This is a genomic window from Streptomyces sp. NPDC058145 (assembly GCF_042884245.1).
Taxonomy (GTDB): Bacteria; Actinomycetota; Actinomycetes; order Streptomycetales; family Streptomycetaceae; genus Streptomyces.
In genome coordinates, this window is record NZ_JBHVUH010000005.1 from 90,496 (window position 1) to 112,553 (window position 22,058).

At 71.9% G+C, this 22,058-nt stretch carries 20 protein-coding genes and 1 tRNA gene; 15 read left to right on the forward strand and 6 right to left on the reverse strand.

Annotation, left to right across the window (positions count from 1 at the left end; all coding sequences use genetic code 11):
• The 5 genes from ACFVVO_RS12875 to ACFVVO_RS12895 all read left to right on the forward strand — a co-directional run.
• The coding region (locus tag ACFVVO_RS12875) for a HEAT repeat domain-containing protein (RefSeq protein WP_390054293.1) at positions 1–2,555 on the forward strand (2,555 nt) is incomplete at its 5' end.
• A gap of 72 nt (positions 2,556–2,627) precedes the next feature.
• Positions 2,628–3,089: a hypothetical protein gene (locus ACFVVO_RS12880; protein ID WP_390054295.1), complete on the forward strand. Its 462-nt coding sequence runs from the start codon at positions 2,628–2,630 to the stop codon at positions 3,087–3,089.
• Between the two features lie 169 nt (positions 3,090–3,258).
• Positions 3,259–4,086 carry a GAF and ANTAR domain-containing protein gene (locus tag ACFVVO_RS12885; protein WP_390054297.1) on the forward strand — a complete coding sequence of 276 codons (828 nt, stop codon included), beginning with the start codon at positions 3,259–3,261 and terminating at the stop codon, positions 4,084–4,086.
• Complete coding sequence (locus tag ACFVVO_RS12890) at positions 4,083–4,283, forward strand: hypothetical protein (protein ID WP_390054299.1); 201 nt, start codon at positions 4,083–4,085, stop codon at positions 4,281–4,283. The genes ACFVVO_RS12885 and ACFVVO_RS12890 overlap by 4 nt, the downstream gene beginning before the upstream one ends.
• A gap of 159 nt (positions 4,284–4,442) precedes the next feature.
• Positions 4,443–5,636: a GAF domain-containing protein gene (locus tag ACFVVO_RS12895; protein WP_390054301.1), complete on the forward strand. Its 1,194-nt coding sequence runs from the start codon at positions 4,443–4,445 to the stop codon at positions 5,634–5,636.
• A 395-nt stretch (positions 5,637–6,031) separates the two neighbouring features.
• Here ACFVVO_RS12895 and phoU read toward each other — a convergent pair whose 3' ends face one another.
• Positions 6,032–6,721 carry a phosphate signaling complex protein PhoU gene (phoU, locus tag ACFVVO_RS12900; protein ID WP_390054303.1) on the reverse strand — a complete coding sequence of 230 codons (690 nt, stop codon included), beginning with the start codon at positions 6,719–6,721 and terminating at the stop codon, positions 6,032–6,034.
• Between the two features lie 235 nt (positions 6,722–6,956).
• On the opposite strand from phoU, the gene ACFVVO_RS12905 reads away from it, so the two are divergent.
• Positions 6,957–8,258 carry a sensor histidine kinase gene (locus ACFVVO_RS12905; protein WP_390054305.1) on the forward strand — a complete coding sequence of 434 codons (1,302 nt, stop codon included), beginning with the start codon at positions 6,957–6,959 and terminating at the stop codon, positions 8,256–8,258.
• Entirely contained in the window at positions 8,255–8,935 is a 681-nt protein-coding gene (locus ACFVVO_RS12910) for a response regulator transcription factor (RefSeq protein WP_010358452.1), read from the forward strand. Before ACFVVO_RS12905 ends, ACFVVO_RS12910 begins: the two co-directional genes overlap by 4 nt.
• 72 nt (positions 8,936–9,007) lie before the next feature.
• On the opposite strand, the gene ACFVVO_RS12915 is transcribed toward ACFVVO_RS12910, so the two are convergent.
• On the reverse strand, positions 9,008–9,712 hold the full coding sequence (locus ACFVVO_RS12915; protein ID WP_390054306.1) for a DUF461 domain-containing protein: 705 nt from the start codon (positions 9,710–9,712) through the stop codon (positions 9,008–9,010).
• A gap of 636 nt (positions 9,713–10,348) precedes the next feature.
• On the opposite strand from ACFVVO_RS12915, the gene ACFVVO_RS12920 reads away from it, so the two are divergent.
• The 7 genes from ACFVVO_RS12920 (at position 10,349) to ACFVVO_RS12950 (ending at position 17,156) form a co-directional block, all read left to right on the forward strand.
• Positions 10,349–10,831, forward strand: coding sequence for a CarD family transcriptional regulator (locus ACFVVO_RS12920; RefSeq protein WP_003953493.1), 483 nt, complete (start codon positions 10,349–10,351; stop codon positions 10,829–10,831).
• 306 nt (positions 10,832–11,137) lie between these two features.
• Entirely contained in the window at positions 11,138–11,890 is a 753-nt protein-coding gene (ispD, locus tag ACFVVO_RS12925; protein ID WP_390054308.1) for a 2-C-methyl-D-erythritol 4-phosphate cytidylyltransferase, read from the forward strand.
• Entirely contained in the window at positions 11,880–12,374 is a 495-nt protein-coding gene (ispF, locus tag ACFVVO_RS12930; protein WP_390054310.1) for a 2-C-methyl-D-erythritol 2,4-cyclodiphosphate synthase, read from the forward strand. Before ispD ends, ispF begins: the two co-directional genes overlap by 11 nt.
• Positions 12,375–12,429: 55 nt before the next feature.
• Entirely contained in the window at positions 12,430–12,834 is a 405-nt protein-coding gene (locus ACFVVO_RS12935) for a PPOX class F420-dependent oxidoreductase (protein ID WP_390054312.1), read from the forward strand.
• 44 nt (positions 12,835–12,878) lie between these two features.
• Positions 12,879–14,279: a cysteine--tRNA ligase gene (cysS, locus tag ACFVVO_RS12940; RefSeq protein ID WP_390054314.1), complete on the forward strand. Its 1,401-nt coding sequence runs from the start codon at positions 12,879–12,881 to the stop codon at positions 14,277–14,279.
• Between the two features lie 96 nt (positions 14,280–14,375).
• Entirely contained in the window at positions 14,376–15,317 is a 942-nt protein-coding gene (gene rlmB / locus ACFVVO_RS12945; RefSeq protein ID WP_390054316.1) for a 23S rRNA (guanosine(2251)-2'-O)-methyltransferase RlmB, read from the forward strand.
• A 153-nt stretch (positions 15,318–15,470) separates the two neighbouring features.
• Complete coding sequence (locus ACFVVO_RS12950; RefSeq protein ID WP_390054318.1) at positions 15,471–17,156, forward strand: DoxX family membrane protein; 1,686 nt, start codon at positions 15,471–15,473, stop codon at positions 17,154–17,156.
• 71 nt (positions 17,157–17,227) lie between these two features.
• Here the strand turns inward: ACFVVO_RS12950 and ACFVVO_RS12955 are convergent, their stop codons facing one another.
• From ACFVVO_RS12955 to msiK, 3 genes are all read right to left on the reverse strand, one after another.
• Positions 17,228–17,959 carry an NDP-sugar synthase gene (locus tag ACFVVO_RS12955; protein WP_390054319.1) on the reverse strand — a complete coding sequence of 244 codons (732 nt, stop codon included), beginning with the start codon at positions 17,957–17,959 and terminating at the stop codon, positions 17,228–17,230.
• Positions 17,960–18,095: 136 nt separating this feature from the next.
• Positions 18,096–18,557: a hypothetical protein gene (locus ACFVVO_RS12960; RefSeq protein WP_390054320.1), complete on the reverse strand. Its 462-nt coding sequence runs from the start codon at positions 18,555–18,557 to the stop codon at positions 18,096–18,098.
• Between the two features lie 230 nt (positions 18,558–18,787).
• Positions 18,788–19,927, reverse strand: a complete 1,140-nt coding sequence (msiK, locus tag ACFVVO_RS12965) for a diacetylchitobiose ABC transporter ATP-binding protein MsiK (protein WP_390054321.1) — start codon at positions 19,925–19,927, stop codon at positions 18,788–18,790.
• A gap of 220 nt (positions 19,928–20,147) precedes the next feature.
• Here msiK and ACFVVO_RS12970 point away from each other — a divergent pair.
• Positions 20,148–20,224 (forward strand) — tRNA-Thr (locus ACFVVO_RS12970).
• Positions 20,225–20,277: 53 nt separating this feature from the next.
• Here the strand turns inward: ACFVVO_RS12970 and ACFVVO_RS12975 are convergent.
• A complete protein-coding gene (locus ACFVVO_RS12975; RefSeq protein WP_390054322.1) occupies positions 20,278–21,918 on the reverse strand; it encodes an FAD-dependent oxidoreductase in 1,641 nt (546 codons plus the stop codon).
• Positions 21,919–22,058 lie beyond the last annotated feature (140 nt).

Consider the following 22,058-nt stretch of genomic DNA (forward strand, 5'->3'; position numbering starts at 1 on the left):
AGGCCGGTGTTCGGGGTTCGGCGGCGAACGCGCTCGGTCAGATCGGTAATCCTCAGGCGGTGCCCGCGTTGGTCACCGCTCTGGCGGGTGATGGGGGGGTCAGTGTTCGGGGTTCGGCGGCGAACGCGCTCGGTCAGATCGGTAATCCTCAGGCGGTGCCCGCGTTGATCACCGCTCTGGCGGGTGATGGGGAGGTCAGCGTCCGGGGTTCGGCGGCGAACGCGCTCGGTCAGATCGGCAACTCTCGGGCGGTGCCCGCGTTGATGACCGCCCTGGCGGGCGATGAGGAGGCCGGTGTCCGGGGGACGGCGGCCAACGCGCTCGGCCGGATCGGAGACCCCGGCGCCCTCGACGCGCTCATCACCGCTTTCACCGACCGCGACTCCAACGTACGAGGATCGGCGGCCAACGCACTCGGCCTCATCGGCCATCCTGCCGCGCTCGATGCGCTGAGCATCGCTCTCGCCGGGGACATCGACAGCTACAACAGGGGTTCGGCGGCCAACGCACTCGGCCGGATCGGAGACCCCGGCGCCCTCGACGCGCTGACCACCGCTCTCACCGACCGGGACGCCATCGTCCGGGGGTCGGCGGCCAACGCCCTGGGCCTCATCGGCCATCCTGCCGCGCTCGATGCGCTGGCCATCGCTCTCGCCGGGGACATCGACAGCTACAACAGGGGTTCGGCGGCCAACGCGCTCGGCCGGATCGGAGACCCCGGCGCCCTCGACGCGCTCATCACCGCTCTCACCGACCGGGACGCCATCGTCCGGGGGTCGGCGGCCAACGCACTCGGCCTCATCCGCCGCCCTGCCGCGCTCGATGCGCTGACCATCGCTCTCACCGGGGACATCGACAGCTACACCAGAGGGGCGGCCGCCCACGCCCTCGGCCGTATCAACGCGCCCGATGCCCTGGCCCCGCTCACCGCCGCGCTCATCCGCGACCCCGTCGACAAGGTGCGCGGTTCGGCCGCCAACGCCCTCGGGTACCTCGGCGATCCGGCCGCGGCGGACGTCCTGCGGGCCGTCATCGACAACCCCGAGGAGACGTACCTGACCCGGCGCGCCGCCGTGGGCTCGCTCCGCCACCTGGACACCGGGGACGAGGCGTGGATCACGAAGGTCGCCGACCGGCTCAGGTTCACCGCCGGCGACCGGCACGGACGCGCCCTGCGTGGGGCCATCGTCGACCTGATCGCCCGCCGGGAGATCACACCGGAGACGAAGGACTGGCTGGACGGGGTGATCCGCAGGGACAGGGACCCGTTGAACCGTACGGCGGCCCTCGAAGGGCTGGCCCGGGCCGGACAGGCGGACCCGGACCTGATCAGGTTCACCATCGCGCCCGAGAGCCCGCGGCCGGACAAGCGGCCCCGGGACAGCGACGCGGGCGTACTGGGCGTCGCGGCGGCCGCCGTCGTGCGGGCCGCGGCCGACCACTACGACTACACGAAGTCGCTGCTGCCCAGCGTCGTCCACCTGCTCGTGCAGAAGAACACCTTCCGGGCGACGGTCATCGCCCCACTCACCCAGCTGCGCCTGCTTCCCCTGCCCGTCGCGGAGCGGGTCTTCTCCCGCATCGTGGAGCTCGTGGGCGACGACCCGCCGGAGAACCCGCACCTGGCGGTGGCGCTGGACGCCGAACGGGAGTTCCTGGCCGAGCGCAGGCGCACGCAGGCCGATGTCGAGTCGTTCACCGGCAACCCCGCGGCGGTGCTCGCCGGGTTCCGAGAACAACGGAAGTCGAGGTTCGAAGTGACCGTGTCCGAGACCGGGGGCGACGAGTACCACGTCGCCCTGCTCACCGCCGTGCCCGTCGAGACCAAGGCGCTCTTCCACGCCCTCGACGAGCGCGGCATCACCGCGACCGAGATGCAGCGCGACGGGCGGTACTACGACGTCTTCGAGCTGGTCCCCGAAGGGCAGCCCCCCGTCCGGGTGGTCACCACGCAGGCCACCGACCAGGGCGGCCAGTCGGCGGCAGCGGTGACCCGCGACCTGCTCTCCGCGTTCCGGCCCGACCTGGTCTTCCTGGTCGGGGTGTGCGGCGGTTTCGGTGAGCGCGGGGTGTCGCCGTACGACGTGCTGCTGGCGCGGGAGGTCTTCGACTACGGCCCGGAGAAGGTGCGGCCGGACGGTGGCGGCCTGCGGCCGCAGGTGTACCGGACGGACGAACAGGTGCTGCGGCTCGTCACCCGGCTGGACGTCCGGGGCAGGCTGGACGCGTCGCTGGACGGCGGCGAGCTGCTGGTGAAGGACTTCGCGAGCGGTGAGAAGGTGATCGCCTGGCGGGATTCCGGACTGCGCGCCCAACTGCTCGACCTGTCCCCGGACATCGCCGGGGTGGAGACCGAGGCACACGGGGTGCTGCACGCGATCTGGGAGGCGTTCAAGGCGAAGGACTTCGTGGGCGGGGCGATGCTCAAGTGCGTCAGCGACCTCGGCGACGAGGAGATGTCCGTCGACAAGAAGGCCAAGCAGACCGAGGCGGCGCGGCGGGCGGCGCGGGTCGCGCTGGACGTGGCGGCGGCCTTCCGCCGCGCGGACGCCTGATGCTTGACCCGCTTCGGTGACGGTGGGGCCGGCGGTGATTCGGCCGCGCGGGTTCTGGAAACGTGTAGCGGCATGTTCCGAAGCATCGTGTGGGGGTGTGCCGCGGGGGCTGCCGGTACCACCGCGCTGAACGCCGTGACGTACGCGGACATGGCGCTGCGGGGGAGGCCTTCCAGCGGGACCCCGGAGACCGTGGTGGACAAGGTCAGCTCGGGCCTGGGGCATCCGGTTCCGGAGTCGGAGGGGCGGGAGAACCGGCTGACCGGCCTGGGGGCGCTGTCGGGCATCGCCGTGGGTGTCGCGGCCGGGGTGGCCGTGGCGCTGGCCCACCGGGCGGGTGCGCGCGTACCGGTGTGGCTGGGCGGCCCGCTCACCGGGGCCCTGGCGATGGCGGCGGCGGACGCGCCGATCGCCGGCCTCGGGGTGAGTGACCCCCGGACGTGGTCCGCGGCGGACTGGGCATCGGACCTGGTCCCGCACCTCGTCTACGGCCTGGTCACCTACGGGGTCGTGGCGGCGTCCGCGGACCGGTGATCCCCGCGGGCCGGCCTTCGGGCGGCTCCGGAAAGTGGTCGTCCCGATTTTCCGTGCTACTTCCCCCAGGCTGGGAACTCGGCCCCCGTAGCGCCCCGGGCAGCGACCCGGGGACGGGATGCTGAGGAATCATGTCTGCTGACCGCTTGGCCCGACGGGGGTGATGACCATGCCGCCCGAGCAGCCCGAGCAGCCGGACGGTGGTGGTACGCCGCCCGATGTGCGGGGCCGACTGCATGTCAGTGACGCGCTGGCCGCCGCCGCGCGCGAGGTGCGGAACGACCCGCAGCGGATGCCGGAGGCGCTGTGCGCGGCGTGCGCGCGGCTGCTGCCGGTGACCGGTGCCTCCGTGTCGATCTCCGGCGGACGCGGGATCCAGATGACCTGGTGCGCCAGTGACCGGGTCGCGGCACGGCTCGCCGAGCTGCAGTACACCCTGGGCGACGGGCCCTGCCATACCGCTCTGGAGCAGAGCGCGCCGGTGATCGCCGCCGATCTGACCGGAGGGCGTGACACCCGGCGCTGGCCGGTCTTCGCGCACGAGGCGGCCGGGATGGGTGTGCTCGCGGTGTTCTCGCTGCCCCTGGGGGTCAGCGGCGCCGCCGTCGGCACCCTCGATCTGTACTGCGACCAGGCGGGCGGGCTGTCCGAACCCGACCTGCGGACCGCGCTGTGGGTGCGCGACGCGGTCACGTACGCCCTGATGAGCATGCAGCCCGCCTACGACGGCGCCGATGACGAGGTGGAGGAAGCGGTGGCGTCCTGGGTGGAGGCCTCGGAGGCCGACCACACCGAGGTCCACCAGGCGGTGGGCATGGTGATGGTGCAGATCGACGCGGACCCCGAGCAGGCCCTGGACCGGATGCGTGCCCGCGCCTTCGCCGAAGGTCTTACGGTCAGCCAGGTGGCCCGGGACGTCCTGGCCCGCAGGCGCCGCTTCCAGTTGGAGCCGGACGACCGCGACGACGAGCAGGGAAGGGACGGTGACCGCTCATGAGCCGGGAACAGCGGGTCGCCCAGGCGCTCGTCGGGCCGGCCGGATCCATCGCCGACGACATCGACCCCGTCGTGCTCGTGGACCGGCTCGCGCAGCACTGTGTCGAGATCACCGTCGCCGACGCGGGCGGCATCATGGCCGTCACCGCCCACGGCGACCTCCCACACCCGGAGCTGACTCCCCACACGCGGAGTTGACGCGTCACACCTGGAGCCGACGCCTCACAGGCGGGACTGACGCTCCGCACGCGCCACGGATCTGCCGTCCCACGCGCACGCGATTACGCTGAGAAGTGTCGGGAAGTGCCCGGCAGCGAGACCCGCAGGTCCCGTGGCCCCCCAGCGCAGGGAGCGGCCATGCAGCAATTCTCCTGCGAGACCGTGGCCGACCTGGCGGTCCCCGGACTGGCCACCGGCAGGCTGACGGTACTCGCCGTGCAGGGCGTCGCCGACGCCACGACCGGTGCCACTCTCGCCGCCGCCCTCGCCGCGCCGGGCCCCGCCCAGCTCGTCGTCGACCTGACCGGGCTGTACCGGCTGGAGCCCGCCGGCGCCGAGATCCTGTACCGGTTCGCCGAGGAGTCGGCCGCCCGGGGCCGCCCACTGCGCCTGACCGGCTGCACCGCCCAGGCGGCCGCCGCGCTCGCCCGGACCGGGGCGGCCCACGAGCTGGACAGCGGGCCCGAGCTGTACGCGTCGGTGCCCGAAGCGCTCGCCGCGGTGATCGCCGCGGCCGCCGCGGCACCGGAGCCGCCGCCCGGGCCGTCGTTCGCGCGCACCGACGCGTTGGAACTGCGGCACCGCCTGCTCACGCACGCCCTGGAGGCCCGCGCGCAGGGCCTGCTCATGGAGCGCTACGGCCTTCCCGGTCCGGACATCGCCGACACGCTGCTGCGTACGGTGGCCGGGCGGCACGGGATGCGGACGGTCCGGCTGGCCGTGGCCCTGGTGCAGGCCGAGGCGCCGCGGCCCGGCGAGGCGTGGTTCCCCGGCCGCGGGCATCCCGCCGAGCCCGTCGTCGGCTTCCTGCCCCCGCCCGTCGGTCAGGCGCTGCCGCTGTCCGTGTTCCTCGACGCGCTCCGCGACACCGTCTGCGCGATCACACACACGCACATGGGCAACGTGCAGCTCCTGGACCCCAGCGACAACACCCTGTGGCTGGAGTCCCACTGCGGCTTCCCCGCCGAGTTCGTGCACTTCTTCGCGGTGGTCGACGGCACCACCACCCCGTGCGGCCACGCGGCCCGCAAGAGAGAACGGATCGTGGTGGACGACGTGGCCAGCGCCCCGGACTTCGACGAGCCCTCACGCGCCACGACGCTCGCCGCGCACATCCGCTCGGTGCAGTGCACGCCCATCCCCGGCCCCGCAGGCCGTGCGCAGGGCATGTTGTCCACCCACCACCCGCAGCCGGGACACGACTTCACCGGCGCCCAGTTGGCCGCTCTGGACAAGGTCGCCCGGGAGGCGGGGGTCTGGCTGGACTGGTACCGGACGACCACGGTCCTGGACGCGCTGGAGGATCTGCACCGCGGCGCACAGGGTCCCTGAACGCCGTCGCGTGGGCACCGTGAACGCCGAAGGGCCGGTGTGAAACGGGTTCACACCGGCCCTCGGGGTTCGTTCAGGGTCAGCCGCACTGGCAGGGAGCACCCGACTGGCACCCGCAGCCACAGCCCGACCCGCAGCCGCACGCGGCGACGAGCGGGAGGTGCCTGCTCTCGGTGGGCTGGTCGGACTCGCGCGCTTGCGTGGGATCGGGCGTGGTGCCGGGGGATTCGGCCATGGGTCCCCTCCTCAGAGGCTCGGCAAAATGCCTTCGCCCATTGCATGCCCGTTCCGCCGGGCGCATCAACGGCGCATCGAGGCGTCCGCCCGCCCGACCGGCCTCCCCGCGAGCCGGGCACGAACCGGCCGGGAGCCCGGCTCGATCCGGTCGCGAGGCCCTACGACCCCTCGACCTTGGTCACGGGCTGGATGTCCTGCTGCAGGTCGTCCGCGTGCTCGCCCGTCACGAGGTAGACGACCCGCTTGGCGACGGCCACCGCGTGGTCGGCGTACCGCTCGTAGTACCGGCCCAGCAGGGTGACGTCGACGGCGGTCTCGATGCCGTGCTGCCAGCGGTCGTCGATCAGGTGCTGGAAGAGGGTGCGGTGCAGCAGGTCCATCTCGTCGTCGTCCTGCTCGAGCTGCATCGCGAGGTCGACGTCCTTGGTGATGAGCACCTCGGCCGCCTTCGCCATCAGGCGCTGGGCGAGCTGGCCCATCTCCAGGATCGTGGCGTGCAGGTCGTACGGGACCGCGCGCTCGGGGAACCGCAGCCGGGCCAGCTTCGCCACGTGCTGGGCGAGGTCGCCGGAGCGCTCCAGGTCGGCCGACATGCGCAGCGAGGTGACGACGATCCGCAGATCGGTCGCCACAGGCTGCTGGCGGGCGAGCAGGGCTATGGCCCGGGCCTCCAGGTCGTGCTGGAGCTCGTCGACCTTCTTGTCGGCCTCGATGACGTTCTCGGCCAGCTTCAGATCGGTGTCGAGGATGGCGGTCGTGGCGCGCCCGATCGCCGACCCGACCAGCCGTGCCATCTCCACCAGGCTGTCGCCGATCGAGTCAAGTTCCTCGTGGTACGCGTCCCGCATCAGAGATTCCCTCTCGTACGTTCTTCCTTCGGGGTTCCGGGGGCCGTGACACCAGGCGCCCCGTGGCGTGACCGGCGGTATGAACCCCACGCTCCCACGTTCTGCCCCGTACGCGTCCGTTTCCGCCACCCCAAATGAACCAGTCCTGGCTCCAAGGTGAACTCTGGGCGACGAGTGTTCGAGGTCGCACCTTGACGGCTGTGGCCATGTCGTACGCCATGCCTAACCTTGTGGCATGGACGTGAACGCGGCGGTCGCCGCAGCGGCAGCGATCGCCGGGGTGCTCACCGGCGTCATCGCCATGCTGGCGTTCCGCTGGAGCGAACGCGACCAGAAGCGACCCACCAGGACTTCCTTGCACACCGATGCCGTACTCCCGCCCGGCGTGGACACCGTGCTGTCCGTGCTCCGCTCCTCGGCCGTCGTCCTCGACGAGGCCGACGCCGTCGTCAAGGCCAGCTCCGCCGCCTACGCCCTCGGGCTGGTCCGCGGCGGCAAGCTGTCGGTCGAGCCGATGCTGCAGATGGCCCGGGACACCAGACGCGACGGCGAGATACGCCAGGTCGAACTGGACCTGCCCCGGCGTGGCACGGGACGCGGTGAGGCGCTCGCCGTCTCCGCGCGCGTGGCCCCGCTCGGCTCCCGGCTGGTCCTGCTGCTGGTCGAGGACCTCACCGAGGCCCGGAGGATCGAGGCCGTAAGGCGCGACTTCGTGGCCAACGTGAGCCATGAGCTGAAGACACCCGTCGGCGCGCTCTCCCTGCTCTCCGAAGCCGTCATGGACGCCTCCGACGATCCCGAGGCGGTCCAGCGCTTCGCCGGCCGCATGCAGATCGAGGCGACCCGGCTGACCAACCTGGTCCAGGAGCTCATCGACCTGTCGCGGGTCCAGAACGACGACCCCCTCGAGGACGCCGAGCCGGTCCGGGTGGACGAACTGGTCGCCGAGGCCGTCGACCGCTGCCGCCACCAGGCGGGCGCCAAGCAGATCACCATGGCCTCGAATGTATGGGCGCCCGAAGGGCTCGATCAGGGTGGTGGGCGACGGGAGGGCGGCAGCGCCGACCTGCACGTCTGGGGCAACCGCGGCCAGCTCGCCGCCGCCCTCGGCAACCTGGTCGAGAACGCCGTGAACTACTCCCCGGCCCGCACCCGCGTCGGCATCGCCGCCCGAAGGATCAGCGCTCCGGGCGGCGACCTGATCGAGCTGGCCGTCACCGACCAGGGCATCGGCATCTCCGACAGGGACAAGGAGCGCATCTTCGAGCGCTTCTACCGCGTCGACCCGGCCCGCTCCCGGGCCACCGGAGGCACCGGTCTGGGTCTCGCGATCGTCAAGCACGTGGTCGCCTCGCACGGCGGGGAGGTCACGGTGTGGAGCGCCGAGAACCAGGGCTCCACCTTCACCCTCAGACTGCCGGAGGCGGGCGCGGCCCGCGACCGCGCACAGCAGCACCCCGACCTCGATGACGAGGCCGGCGGCGCCACCGACTCATCTCCTTACGAACCGCTTCCTGCCCCGGAGGTCCTTCCGTGACCCGAGTGCTCGTCGTCGAGGACGAGGAGTCCTTCTCCGACGCCCTGTCGTACATGCTCCGCAAGGAGGGCTTCGAGGTCGCCGTCGCGGCCACCGGCCCCGACGGACTCGACGAGTTCGAGCGCAACGGCGCCGACCTCGTCCTCCTCGACCTGATGCTGCCGGGTCTGCCCGGCACGGAGGTGTGCCGTCAGCTGCGCGGCCGCTCCAACGTCCCCGTGATCATGGTGACCGCGAAGGACAGCGAGATCGACAAGGTCGTGGGGCTCGAGATAGGAGCCGACGACTACGTCACCAAGCCCTTCTCCTCCCGCGAGCTGGTCGCCCGCATCCGCGCGGTGCTGCGCCGCCGCGGCGAGCCGGAGGAGGTCACCCCGGCCGCCCTGGAGGCGGGCCCGGTCCGCATGGACGTCGACCGCCACGTGGTGACGGTCTCCGGCTCCAAGGTCGACCTCCCGCTGAAGGAGTTCGACCTGCTGGAGATGCTGCTGCGCAACGCGGGCCGCGTCCTGACCCGCATGCAGCTCATCGACCGGGTCTGGGGCGCCGACTACGTGGGCGACACCAAGACCCTCGACGTCCACGTCAAGCGCCTGCGCGCCAAGATCGAGCCCGACCCGGGTGCGCCGCGGTACCTGGTGACGGTGCGGGGGCTGGGCTACAAGTTCGAGCCGTAGGCCTGACGGCGGGCAACGTACGACGAAGGGCGGCACCCCGTGCGGGGTGCCGCCCTTCGCGTGTACGGCTGCTCAGTTCCCGGCGGCCGACTGCGACGCGGAGTCGCTCGGGGTGGCGCCGGTGGCGTCGGCGCCGGAGGCGTCCCCGCCCGAGACGGTCGCGGCGCCCGAGGCGGTCGCCGAGGCGCTCGCCGTGCCGTTCTTGCCCGGCTTGCCCTTGCCGGAGGCGGTCGCGCCCGGAGCCGCGGAGGCCGAGGCGGACGGGACCTCGCTCGGGCCCCAGCCGCTGAAGTAGCTGGTGGCCGGCACCACGAAGGCGCGCAGGCTCACGTCACCGGTCTTGTCGAAGGTGAAGGTGACCTTCTGGGCGTTGCCGTCCCGGACCGCCTCGCGGCTGCTCTCCAGCACCGCGGAGGCGTTGTCCTTGCCGCCGAGGATCAGCGAGCCCTGCGGCGGGATCGTCAGGCTCTGTCCCTTGGCGGGGTGCAGCGTGGCGGTCTTGCCGGTGCCGGGGACGGCGATCGACTGCAGGGTCTGAGCGGTCCTGCCGGTGTTGAAGATGGTCGCGGACACGACGGCCGGCCCGGTCGACGTCAGGTCGGGCTGTGTGATGACCGTGGCGTTCTGGACCCTGATGCTTCCGACGCTGGTCGCCGCGTTGTCCGGCTTGATCTGCAGGGTCTGGGCGTCGTTGCCGGAGCCGCACGCGGCGAGCGAGGCGACCGAGAAGGCGATGGCGGCGGCGCCGAGGGCGCCGCGTCGAAGGCTGCTGCTCACGGCGGCGGCATCTCCTTGAACGCAGGGGCGGCTCCGTATAAAGCCGCCCTAAGTGTCTGTCAGCGGCCTCAGGTTACCGAGCCGTTCCCGCGCGCCCGCACCCGACCCTCCCCCAAGCGCCCCGCTTCCCTCCGGGTGGGGGTACCTCGGGGGCCACAAGTGACTCACCGGTCACATTGCCGGAGCGGTCGTCCGCATTCGTATAACGCGCCCGCAACGCCGCGGTCCGCATCCCGGCAACACGGTGCGCGAAATTTCCGTGAAGGAATGCGCGACCACCCCGGATATTGATCACCCACCGTCCTTCCGGGGCCTTGTGATCAATTCCGGATTCGTCTCGGACCCGACCTCCGCCGCCGAACGGAGTAGCGGAAGTCGTACGCTTGGGAGCGGACATATCGGGATGTTCAACCTTCTGGAGGCGGCTCGGCGCGTGTGTGGCACATGTGTCGCGCCTCGCCCGAAGAGCCCCTCCGACCTGCGAATTCCCGCCGCCTTCCGGCTCGGCCGACCGCCTCGCAGCACGTTCCGGTTGCTGTTGTCAAGCCCCGAGATATGCCCTGACCTGCGAAAACGCCATTCAGAACACGCCGTATCCGTGTTACTCTGGATAGCCACGGAAGGGGTACCTGTCACATGACGTTCAAGGTTGGCGACACCGTGGTCTATCCCCATCACGGGGCCGCGCTGATCGAGGCCATCGAAACTCGTCAGATCAAAGGCGTGGACAAGACCTACTTGGTGCTGAAGGTCGCCCAGGGTGACCTCACGGTGCGTGTGCCAGCGGACAATGCGGAGTTCGTCGGCGTGCGTGATGTGGTCGGTCAGGACGGGCTCGACCGGGTCTTCGAGGTACTGCGCGCGCCGTACGCCGAGGAGCCCACGAACTGGTCCCGTCGCTACAAGGCAAACCTGGAGAAGCTCGCCTCCGGCGATGTCATCAAGGTCGCGGAAGTCGTGCGTGACCTGTGGCGTCGCGAGCGCGAGCGTGGACTCTCGGCCGGTGAGAAGCGCATGCTCGCCAAGGCCCGCCAGATCCTGGTGAGCGAACTCGCCCTCGCGGAGAACACCAACGAGGACAAGGCCGAGGCCCTGCTCGACGAGGTGCTCGCCTCCTGACGCGTGACAGGCGGCATGCGCTGCCGTCAGCACGCTCAGCACACTGAAAATGCCGCGGTGCCCGATGACACTGAACCTGTCGCCGGGCGCTGCGGCATGTTCGTTCCCGGACATACCGGCCGCCATGCCGGCCGGGCCGCCGCGAGCGCCTGCCGTTCATCTCGGGGGAGAGCCCCCGATACTTGGTGTGCCGGGCCCGGGCAGATGGCTCGACCAGGGTCACGGAAGGGTCCGGTCGAGCGGTCGTGCCCGGCACTCTCCAGGCCATACCCACCTAGGTCGAGCACACAAACCTGACAGGAACCGATGTCTGACGATTCGCGCCCCTCACCCGCGCAGATTCCCGTCGCCGCCGTGATTCCCGCCGCCGGCCGCGGCGTACGCCTCGGCCCGGGCGCCCCCAAGGCGCTCCGCACGCTGAACGGCACGCCCATGCTGATCCACGCGGTGCGCGCCCTCGCCGCGTCCCGCCATGTCTCGCTGGTGATCGTCGTCGCGCCGCCCGACGGCGCCGCCGAGGTCAAGTCACTGCTCGACGCGCACGCCCTGCCCGACCGCACCGACTTCCTCGTCGTGCCCGGCGGGGACAGCCGCCAGGAGTCGGTCCGGCTCGGCCTCGCCGCCCTGCCGCCCGAGTACGGCGTCGTCCTCGTCCACGACGCGGCCCGCCCGCTGGTACCGGTCGACACCGTGGACGCGGTCATCGAGGCCGTGCGCGACGGAGCGCCCGCCGTCGTCCCCGCGCTGCCGCTGGCCGACACCGTCAAGGAGGTCGAGCCCGCGGCCGTCCCCGGCGACCCCGAGCCGGTCGTGGCCACGCCCGAGCGGTCCCGGCTGCGCGCCGTGCAGACGCCCCAGGGCTTCGACCGGGAGACCCTGGTCCGCGCCCACGAGACGGTCACCGAGGACGTCACCGACGACGCGAGCATGGTCGAGCAGCTCGGCCTGCGGGTCGTCACCGTCCCCGGCCACGAGGAGGCCTTCAAGGTCACCCGCCCGCTCGACCTCGTCCTCGCCGAGGCGGTCCTGGCCCGCAGGAGGCTGAACGATGGCTTCTGACGCTCCCGTGCTGCCGCAGGTCGGCATCGGCACCGACATCCATGCCTTCGAGGACGGCCGCGAGCTGTGGTGCGCCGGCCTGAAGTGGGAGGGCGAGGGGCCGGGCCTGGCCGGGCACTCCGACGCCGACGTCGTCGCCCACGCCGCCTGCAACGCGCTCTTCTCCGCGGCCGGTCTCGGCGACCTCGGGCAGCACTTCGGCACCGGCCGCCCCGAGTGGTCCGGTTCCTCCGGCGTCACCCTGCTCACCGAGGCCGCCCGGATCGTCCGCGAGGCGGGGTTCACCATCGGCAACGTCGCCGTCCAGGTCGTCGGGCCCCGCCCGAAGATCGGCAAGCGGCGGGACGAGGCGCAGAAGATCCTCTCCGAGGCGGCCGGGGCGCCGGTGTCGGTGTCCGGCGCGACGACGGACGGGCTCGGCTTCCCCGGACGCGAGGAGGGCCTGATGGCGGTCGCCACCGCGCTCGTGGTGCGGGTGCGCTGAGGGCGTGCGAGGGTACCCGCACAGTCATCGCCGACTCGAGGTTGTGGAGGTACCCATGCCCGCCGCCCTGTCCGACCGGCTCAAGTCCCTGCTCGACGGACCCGTCTTCATCGTGGTCGGCACGATCCAGCCCGACGGCAGCCCGCAACTGTCCCCGGTGTGGGTGAAGCGGGACGGCGACCAGATCCTGTTCTCCACCACCGTCGACCGCCGCAAGAAGAAGAACATGGACCGCGACCCCCGGGTGAGCGTGGTCGTCCAGGACCCCGAGATGCCCTACCTCTACGGGGAGATCCGGGGCACCGCGGAGTTCACCACCGACGGTGCCGACGACCTCATCGACGAGCTGTCGGTGAAGTACACCGGCAAGAAGTACGCCGAGTTCAATCCGGCCTCGGTCGACGACGCCGATCGGGTGGTCGTCCGGATCACGCCCGAGAAGGTCGTGGGCATGTTCTAGCCAACCGGCACGAGGCACCACTCCGGGCCCACTACCCTGGAGTGGTGACCATTCGCCTGTACGACACCAGCGCCCGGCAGATCCGTGACTTCAACCCGCTCAAGCCGGGTTGTGTCTCGATCTACCTCTGTGGCGCCACCGTGCAGGCGGCCCCGCACATCGGGCACATCCGCTCGGGCCTGAACTTCGACATCATGCGCCGCTGGTTCGAGTACCGCGGCTACGAGGTGACGTTCGTCCGCAACGTCACCGACATCGACGACAAGATCATCATCAAGGCGCGCGAGCAGAACCGGCCCTGGTGGTCCATCGGGTACGAGAACGAGCGCGCCTTCAACGACGGCTACGCCGCCCTCGGCTGCCTGCCGCCCACCTATGAACCCCGGGCCACCGGCCACGTGCCCGAGATGGTCGAGATGATGCGCGGCCTCATCGAGCGCGGGCACGCCTACGAGGCCGACGGCAACGTCTACTTCGACGTTCGGTCCTTCCCGCGCTACCTGGAGCTGTCCCGGCAGGAGCTGGACAACCTGCTCCAGCCGTCCGCCGAGGGCGAGACCGGCAAGCGGGACCCGCGCGACTTCGCCATGTGGAAGGCGGCCAAGCCGGGGGAGCCGACGTGGCCCACCCCGTGGGGCCCCGGCCGGCCCGGCTGGCACCTCGAGTGCTCCGCCATGGCCCACAAGTACCTGGGCAGCGCCTTCGACATCCACGGCGGCGGCCTGGACCTGATCTTCCCGCACCACGAGAACGAGATCGCCCAGGCCAAGGCCTACGGCGACGACTTCGCCCAGTACTGGGTGCACAACGCCTGGGTCACCATGGCCGGCGACAAGATGTCCAAGTCGCTCGGCAACAGCGTCCTGGTCTCCGAGATGGTCAGGCAGTGGCGCCCCGTCGTCCTGCGCTACTACCTCGGCACCCCGCACTACCGGTCGATGATCGAGTACAGCGAGGAGGCGCTGCGCGAGGCCGAGTCGGCGTTCGCGCGCATCGAGGGCTTCGTGCAGCGCGTGGTCGAACTGGCCGGGGGAGTGGTCGAGCCCGCCGCCGAGGTCCCGCCCGCGTTCGCCGACGCCATGGACGACGACCTGGGCGTCCCGCAGGCCCTCGCCGTGGTGCACACCACAGTCCGGCAGGGCAACAGCGCGCTGGCCGCCGACGACAAGGAGGCCGCCGTCGCCCGGCTCGCCGAGGTGCGGGCCATGCTCCGCGTCCTCGGCCTCGACCCGCTCGACCCGTTCTGGGCCGGCGAGAGCGACCGGGGCGAGGACCTCCACGGCGTCGTCGACAGCCTCGTACGCCTCGTCCTCGAGCAGCGCGAGTCCGCTCGCGCCCGCAAGGACTGGGCCACCGCCGACGCCATCCGGGACCAGCTCAACCAGTCCGGACTGGTCATCGAGGACAGCCCGCAGGGCCCGCGCTGGAGCCTCGGCCCGCGCTGAACCCGCGGGCGATCCGGTGATCGATTGTGCCGTCCGGCCCTCCGGGCGGCACACTGCATAGACGTACGAACACTTCCGTCAGAGAACAGGTAGGTCATGGCCGCGAACAACCGCCGCATGTCCGGCAAGAAGGGCGCGCAGGTCGGCAGTGGCGGCCAGCGGCGCAAGGGCCTGGAGGGCAGGGGCCCGACCCCGCCCGCCGAGATGCGCAAGGGCCACAAGAAGAACCGCGTCGCCAACGCGAAGGCGAAGCAGGCCGTGCGCCGCCCCGTGGCCCGGGGCCGCGGCGGCAAGTCCGCGTCCGAGCTGGTCGTCGGCCGCAACCCGGTCGTCGAGGCGCTGCGCGAGGGCGTGCCCGCGTCCACGCTCTACGTGCAGCAGTTCATCGACAACGACGAGCGCGTCCGCGAAGCCCTCCAGCTCGCCGGCGAGCGCGGCGGGATCAACCTCATGGAGGCCCCGCGCCCGGAGCTGGACCGTATGACCAACGGCCTGAACCACCAGGGTCTGGTCCTGCAGGTCCCGCCGTACGAGTACGCGCACTCCGAGGACCTCACCGAGGCGGCCTACGACGCGGGCGAGGACCCGCTGATCGTCGCCCTCGACGGCGTCACCGACCCGCGCAACCTCGGCGCTGTCGTCCGTTCCGTCTCCGCCTTCGGCGGCCACGGCGTGCTCGTCCCCGAGCGCCGCTCGGCCGGTATGACCGCCGGCGCCTGGAAGACCTCCGCCGGTGCGGCCGCCCGCACCCCGGTCGCCCGCGCCACCAACCTCACCCGCGCTCTGGAGGCCTACAAGAAGGCCGGCATCACGGTCGTCGGCCTCGCCGCCGACGGCGAGATGGAGATCGGTGACCTGGAGGCGCTGGGGGGACCGGTGGTCATCGTGGTCGGCTCCGAGGGCAAGGGCCTGTCCCGCCTGGTCGGCGAGACCTGCGACTTCCGGGTGCGCATCCCGATGCCGGGCGGCGCGGAGTCGCTGAACGCCGGCGTGGCGGCGGGCATCGTGCTGTACGAGGCGGCGAGCCGCCGGAGCTGACGTGACGTCACGCGGACGGGGCTGAACACCCGTCCGCAACTTCACCCACACGGGGGAATTCCGGTGCCCATGGGGTGTTCGGGACACCTTTGACGGGGTCCGGACACATCGACCTCGTCACGGCAGTGTCCTAACTCCACGTCACTCGGTTAGATGAGTGTGGACACCAGAACACCCCGCACACCCACGGGGGACCGCTCGTCGGGGTACGACGAAGCTCCCGCGCTGAGCATGGTGAAGGTGCCGAGCGATCCGGCGCAGGTCATCGTCACCCACGCCAGCTTCCGCGTGCAGCTGGGCGCGTCGTCGAGGCGCAGCCAATCCCCGCGGATCGCCCGGCACCCGAGTGCCGCCCAGGACACCGCCCACATGCCGTCCATGGGCGCGGCGGGCGGGGCGGCCGGCCGCCGCCGGCCCGTCGTGTGGAGCGGCAGGTCCGCCCCCGACGACACCGGCGCCCACCGGCTGCTCCAGGCCGTGCGGGGCAGCAGCGTCCGCCACGCCGAGGAGACCGGCCGCGGGGCCGGCGCCACCCAGGTCATCCGGCGCGTCGGCGGCGGCGGGTACCCCGGCGCCTACGGCGGCCTCGACGGGACCGTGGAGACCCCCGTCGTCGGCCACCAGCGCACCTCCTCCGACGACGGCACCCGGCTGCTGCCGCCCCTGCGCGGCGGCGGCAGCGTCTACGACGAACCGGGCTACGCCGAGTCGGCGTACGGCGACCCCGGCTACGACGAACCGCCTTACGGCGTCGACGAGTTCGACGACTACGAGGAGTCCACCGAGGCGGCCGGCGACCGCCCCCGCCGCGGCAGGCGCCACGGTGACGACCCGGCCCGGCACGCCTACTACCCGGGCCGCCGGATGAACCTCGGCGTCGTCCTGCTCCCGCTGCGCATCTTCCTCGGCTTCATCTCCATCTACGCCGGCATGGGCAAGCTGTGCGACCCCGTCTACTTCGACGGCGGCAAGCGCGGCTCCATGGTCACCTGGCTCAACACCCTGCACCCGTGGGAAGTCGCCGAGCCGCTGCGCCAGTTCGCCCTGCACCACCCCATCGGCTCCGGTCTGGTCATCGCCTTCCTGCAGGTGGTCGTCGGTGTCCTGACCATCGCCGGCTGCTGGCAGCGTGTCGCGGCCGTCGTCGGCGCCCTGCTCTCCGCCGCGCTGATCGTCACCGTGAGCTGGAAGACGGTCCCGGCCTACGACGCGCCCGACATCATCTACCTGGCCGCCTGGTCCCCGCTGATCCTCGCCGGCGCCCCGGTCTACTCGGTCGACGGCCGCCTCGCCGGCGGCGCCTGGCGCAGGCTCGGGCCCCGCTCCGACATCTGGGAGCTGCGCCGCTACGTCCTGCGCCGCGGCGCCCTCGTCACCGCCGTCACCGTCGGCCTCACCCTGCTCGTCGGCTCCCTGCTGGGCGGCGCGGTGCGCGACTCCAGCCGGGTGGTCGTCCCCGGCCCCGGCGAGGCCCCCCGCAACAACGTGCCCGGCTCCCCGCTCCCGAAGAAGCCCGGCCAGGGCCGGCGGACGTCCCCGCCGGCCTCCAGGGCGCCCAGCGGCAGCGCCACCACCGGCCCGTCCGGTGCGGCGACGACACCCGGCGCGAGCCGCAGGAGCGCCGGCACCACCACCACGACGCCCAGCCAGACCCAGGGCACCACGGGCCGGGTCCCGCCCCGCCCGACCTCCCCGACCGGCGGCGCGCCGAGCACCACGGCGGGCCCGACCGGCACCGGCGGCAGCTCGACGGGCGGCAGCGGCTCGACCGGCGGCACCGGTTCGGGCGGCAGCACCTCCTCCGGCCAGCCCGGCCTGGTGGGCGGCCTGCTCGGCTAGTGCCGACGCCGAAGGGCCCGTACCACTGAGGTACGGGCCCTTCGGCGTGTTCGGCGTACGGGGGGGGTGGGTTACCGCCCCAGAGCCGCCAGTTCCTTGGCCGCCTCGGCGAGGTCCTTGGCGGTGTCGATGGCCCGCCAGTAGGCGCCCTGCGGGATCGGGAAGCCCGCCAGCTGCTGTTCCCGGGCCAGCCGCGGGAACGTCGTCCGCTCGTGGTCGCCCCGCTCGGGCAGCAGACCGGCGAACTCGGGCGAGAACACGTAGACACCCGCGTTGATCTCGAACGTCGACGGCGGGGCCTCGATGAAGTCGGTGATGTGCCCGAAGCCGTCGGTCCGCACCGCGCCCCAGGGGAGCCGCGGCCTGGCCAGCGCCAGCGTGGCGACGGCGTCCCGCTCGGTGTGGAAGTCGGCCATGTCCCGCAGGGAGAAGCGGGTCCAGATGTCGCCGTTGGTGGCGTACCAGGGCCGGTCGGGGTGGGGCAGACGCGCGGCCGCGTACTTCAGGCCGCCGCCGCGGCCGAGGGGCTCCGTCTCGACGACGGTGGTGACGGACACCGGCAGATCGGCCGAGTCCAGCCACTTCTGCAGGACCTCGGCGAGGTGGCCGCAGGAGACCACCACGTCCGTCACGCCCTCCTCGGCGAGCCAGGCCAGCTGATGGCCGATGATCGGAGTGCCCGTGCCCGGGATCTCGACCATCGGCTTGGGCCGGTCGTCGGTGTAGGGGCGCAGCCGTGAGCCCTGGCCACCGGCCAGGACGACGGCTTGAGTGGGGCGCGACGCCGCGTTCGGATGGGTCATGCCCCGAACTGTACGTGGCGCCCCGGCCGGGGTTCGGACCGCGACCTGCTCACGGGCAGCACCCGCTCACGGCCAGCGCCCGCTCACAGGGAGCACCGGCTCCGGGTGGAGCCGGTGCCCGCCTCCCGGTCGCCGCTCAGCCCTGCGCGGTCAGCACCCCGGAGGCGAAGGACGTGTCACAGACCGGGCGGGCGTACGACTGCGCGCGCGAGGGGCCGTAGATGCGCACGGCGGCCTTGCCCAGGGCGCGGGCGATGGAGCCGCAGTGCCTGGCCAGTGACGGGTGCCCGTTCACCGCCTGCTGGAGGTGGGTCAGGACCACGCCAGGGTTCTTGTCCTGCAGCTCGGTCATCAGCTGGTCACGGAGCACGTCCTGCGGGGCGCGGGAGACGGCCTTGGAGGAGACGGACGCCGAGGAGACGTCCGAGGCCATGAGTACCGAGCTGGATGAGCTCCCCGTCCAGTTGACCCGGGTGACCGCGAGGGTTCCGGAGAGCACCAGGAAGACGGGCAGGACGAGGGCGAGAGTGCGGCCGATCCGGCGGGCAGGGCCGCCCCGGTGGCCGCGTCGCGTCTGAGGGATGGTGGAGTGCTTCACGCGTGTGAGGGTAGCGCCCGGTAATGATTTGGCGACATTTAGTCACCCCTATGGGGGATGAAGTGCCGCCACTTTCTGGGTAAGGGGTTGACGCCTATCGCCCGAAATGATCGCTCTGCCGGGGTATATCTCCGCAACGGAAGAGGCCCCGCGGCAGTTCGCGGGGCCTCTTCCGTCAACCTGACCGGTTCATCCCGGATTCACCCGGGGTTCCGCGGCCGGGGCGCGGCTCAGTCGGAGAGACGCTCGCCCGTGGAGGTCGAGAACACGTGGGTCTCGCCCGGACGCGGCACGACGTGCAGCGTGGCGCCCTTCTCCGGCACCTGGCGGCCGTTGACCCGGACCACCAGGTCCTTGAGCTCGCCGCTGACCTCGGCGGTGCCGTAGACGTAGCCGTCGGCGCCCAGCTCCTCGACGACGTTCACGGAGACGGCGAGACCGGCCGGGGCGTCCTCGGAGTCCTTGGACAGCGAGGTGGCGGCGGCGCCGCCGCCCAGCTCGACCACGTCGAAGTGCTCGGGCCGGACACCGACGGTGACCGTGCGGTCGCCCTTGTCGGAGGCGGCCTTCAGCGCGTCCCGGTTCACCGGCACCACGCTGTTGCCGAACTTCACACCGCCGTCGGTGATCGGCACCTCGACCAGGTTCATGGCCGGGGAGCCGATGAAGCCGGCGACGAAGAGGTTCGCGGGCTTGTCGTACATGTTGCGCGGCGAGTCGACCTGCTGGAGCAGACCGTCCTTGAGCACGGCCACCCGGTCGCCCATCGTCATGGCCTCGACCTGGTCGTGGGTGACGTAGACGGTGGTGATGCCGAGGCGGCGCTGCAGCGAGGCGATCTGCGTACGGGTGGACACGCGGAGCTTGGCGTCCAGGTTGGACAGCGGCTCGTCCATGAGGAAGACCTGCGGCTCACGCACGATGGCGCGGCCCATGGCGACACGCTGGCGCTGACCGCCGGAGAGCGCCTTCGGCTTGCGGTCCAGGTACTCCGTGAGGTCGAGGATCTTCGCGGCCTCCTCGACCTTCTGCCGGATCTCCGCCTTGTTGACGCCGGCGATCTTGAGCGCGAAGCCCATGTTGTCGGCGACCGACATGTGCGGGTAGAGGGCGTAGTTCTGGAACACCATGGCGATGTCCCGGTCCTTGGGCGGCAGGTGCGTGACGTCGCGGTCACCGATGCGGATCGCGCCGCCGTTGACGTCCTCCAGGCCCGCCAGCATGCGCAGGGAGGTGGACTTGCCGCAGCCCGACGGGCCGACCAGGACGAGGAACTCGCCGTCCTCGATCGCGATGTCGAGACCGTCGACGGCGGGCTTGGTGGAACCCGGGTAGATCCGGGTCGCCTTGTCGAACGTGACAGTGGCCATGGTGAATGGGCCCCCTTCTACCGGCAGGAACGTGCCGGACGATCCGTTGTAGGAAGGTGGTTGGTGTAGTCCACCGAAGTGAACTGGCTCAGGACCGTACCTGGCCAGCACGCCGTCTGTCAGTACCCGGACCCCTGTGAACTTCGCGGAAATTCTCTCCGGGGCCCGGCCGGGACCTGGGTACACTGCACAGGCACGGACGCGCCACGCGCGCGTGCAGGCCTCCTTAGCTCAGCTGGTCAGAGCGCCGCTCTTGTAAAGCGAAGGTCGTCGGTTCGAATCCGACAGGGGGCTCCACACGACAGGGCCACTCGCGCGACGGCGCGGGTGGCCCTGTCCGCCGTCTCGGGTCAGCCGGTTCGCAGCAGCGCCCCGAGCACCTCGCGCAGCACGCCCTCCGGGTCCGGTACGGCGCCCGTCGCGCGCCAGGCCACGAAGCCGTCCGGGCGGACGAGGACCGCGCCGTCGGCGGTGACGCCGTGCAGCTCGGCCCAGTCGGCGGCGTCGTCCTCGTAGGTCAGGTCCGCGTCCGCGCCCGGGCCGATGCGGTAGGCGTCCAGGCGCACGCCGTCCGCCTCGGCGATCCTGCGGGCCGCCGTGTGCCAGCCCGCGTCGTCCGGGGCGTCGCTGAGGAGGACGAGGGAGCGCTCGTAGAGGTCCAGGGTGGACAGCCGGCGGTTGGCGCGGCGCAGCCAGAGGTGCGGGGCGCGGGTGCCGGGACGGCCGGTGAGGTCGAGGGCGTCGGGGACGATCGGCCGGTCGGGATCGGCGCCGAGGACGGCACCGTGGGGGTAGTGGTAGCCGAGGACGACGTTGAGGATGCCGCCGCGCTTGCCGCCGCCGACGCCGGGGGCGGGGGCGAAGCCGGGGTGGCTGTGCTCGACGGAGCGGGCGGAGGCGCGGGCGCTGGTGGCGATCGCGACCGGGCGGCGCTCGGTGTCGTAGGTGGCGAGGAGGGCGGGGTCCGCCCAGCCGTCGAGGACGGCGGCGAGTTTCCAGGCGAGGTTGTGGGCGTCCTGGATGCCGGTGTTGGAGCCGAAGGCGCCGGTGGGCGACATCTCGTGGGCGGAGTCGCCGGCGAGGAAGACGCGGCCGCGGGAGTAGCGGTCGGCCACTCGTTCGGCGGCGCGCCAGGACGCCTTTCCGGTGATTTCGACGTCGAGGCCGGGGACGCCGACGGCCCGGCGGATGTGGCGCTGGAGGCGTTCCTCGGTGAACTCCTCGAGGGTCTCCCCGTGCTCGGGGTGCCAGGGGGCGTGGAAGACCCAGTGCTCCTTGTTGTCGACGGGGAGCAGGGCGCCGTCGGCCTCGGGGTCGGTGAGGTAGCAGCAGATGAAGCGGCGGTCGCCGACGGTGTCGGCCAGCCGGGTGGAGCGGAAGGTGACGCTGACGTTGGCGAAGAGGTCGCCGGGGCCGCTCTGGCCGATGCCGAGGGCGCCCCGGACCGGGCTGCGGGGGCCGTCGGCGGCGACGAGGTAGTCCGCCCGCACGGTGTAGCGCTCCTCGGTGCCGCGGTCGAGGATCACGGCCGTCACCCCGTCGGCGTCCTGTTCGAAGGACTCCATCTGGTGGAAGTAGCGCAGGTCGCCGCCGAGTTCGCGGGCGCTGTCGACGAGGACGGGTTCGAGGTCGTTCTGGCTGCACAGGCACCAGCCGGAGGGGCTGAACCTGGCGAGTCCGCCGCCGGGGTCGATGTGCTTGAAGAGCCATTCGCCGGCGTCACCCACAAGGGTGGGCGTCTGCAGGATGCCGTGGTTGTCGGCGAGGAGTGAGGCCGCCGCCTTGATGTCCGGTTCGATGCCGGCCACCCGGAGGAGCTCCATCGTGCGGACGTTGTTGCCGCGTCCGCGTGGGTGGATGGAGGTGCCGGAGTGCCGCTCGACGAGCATGTGCCGGACACCGAGACGGCCCAGGAAGACGGACGTGGACAGGCCCACCAGGGAGCCGCCCACGATGAGGACGGGGACCCGGTGGTCGGCTTTCTGATGCATCGAAGCCTCCAGAGGCAAGGGGGGCGCGGGTGTGGGGGGCCTGTGTGTCTTCTTGCCCGGTGGCGGTGGCTCCGCGTGCCCAATCACCCGCGTGGTTCATACGAGTCGCGGGCGTGAGGGGTCCGGCACAGGATCAAGGA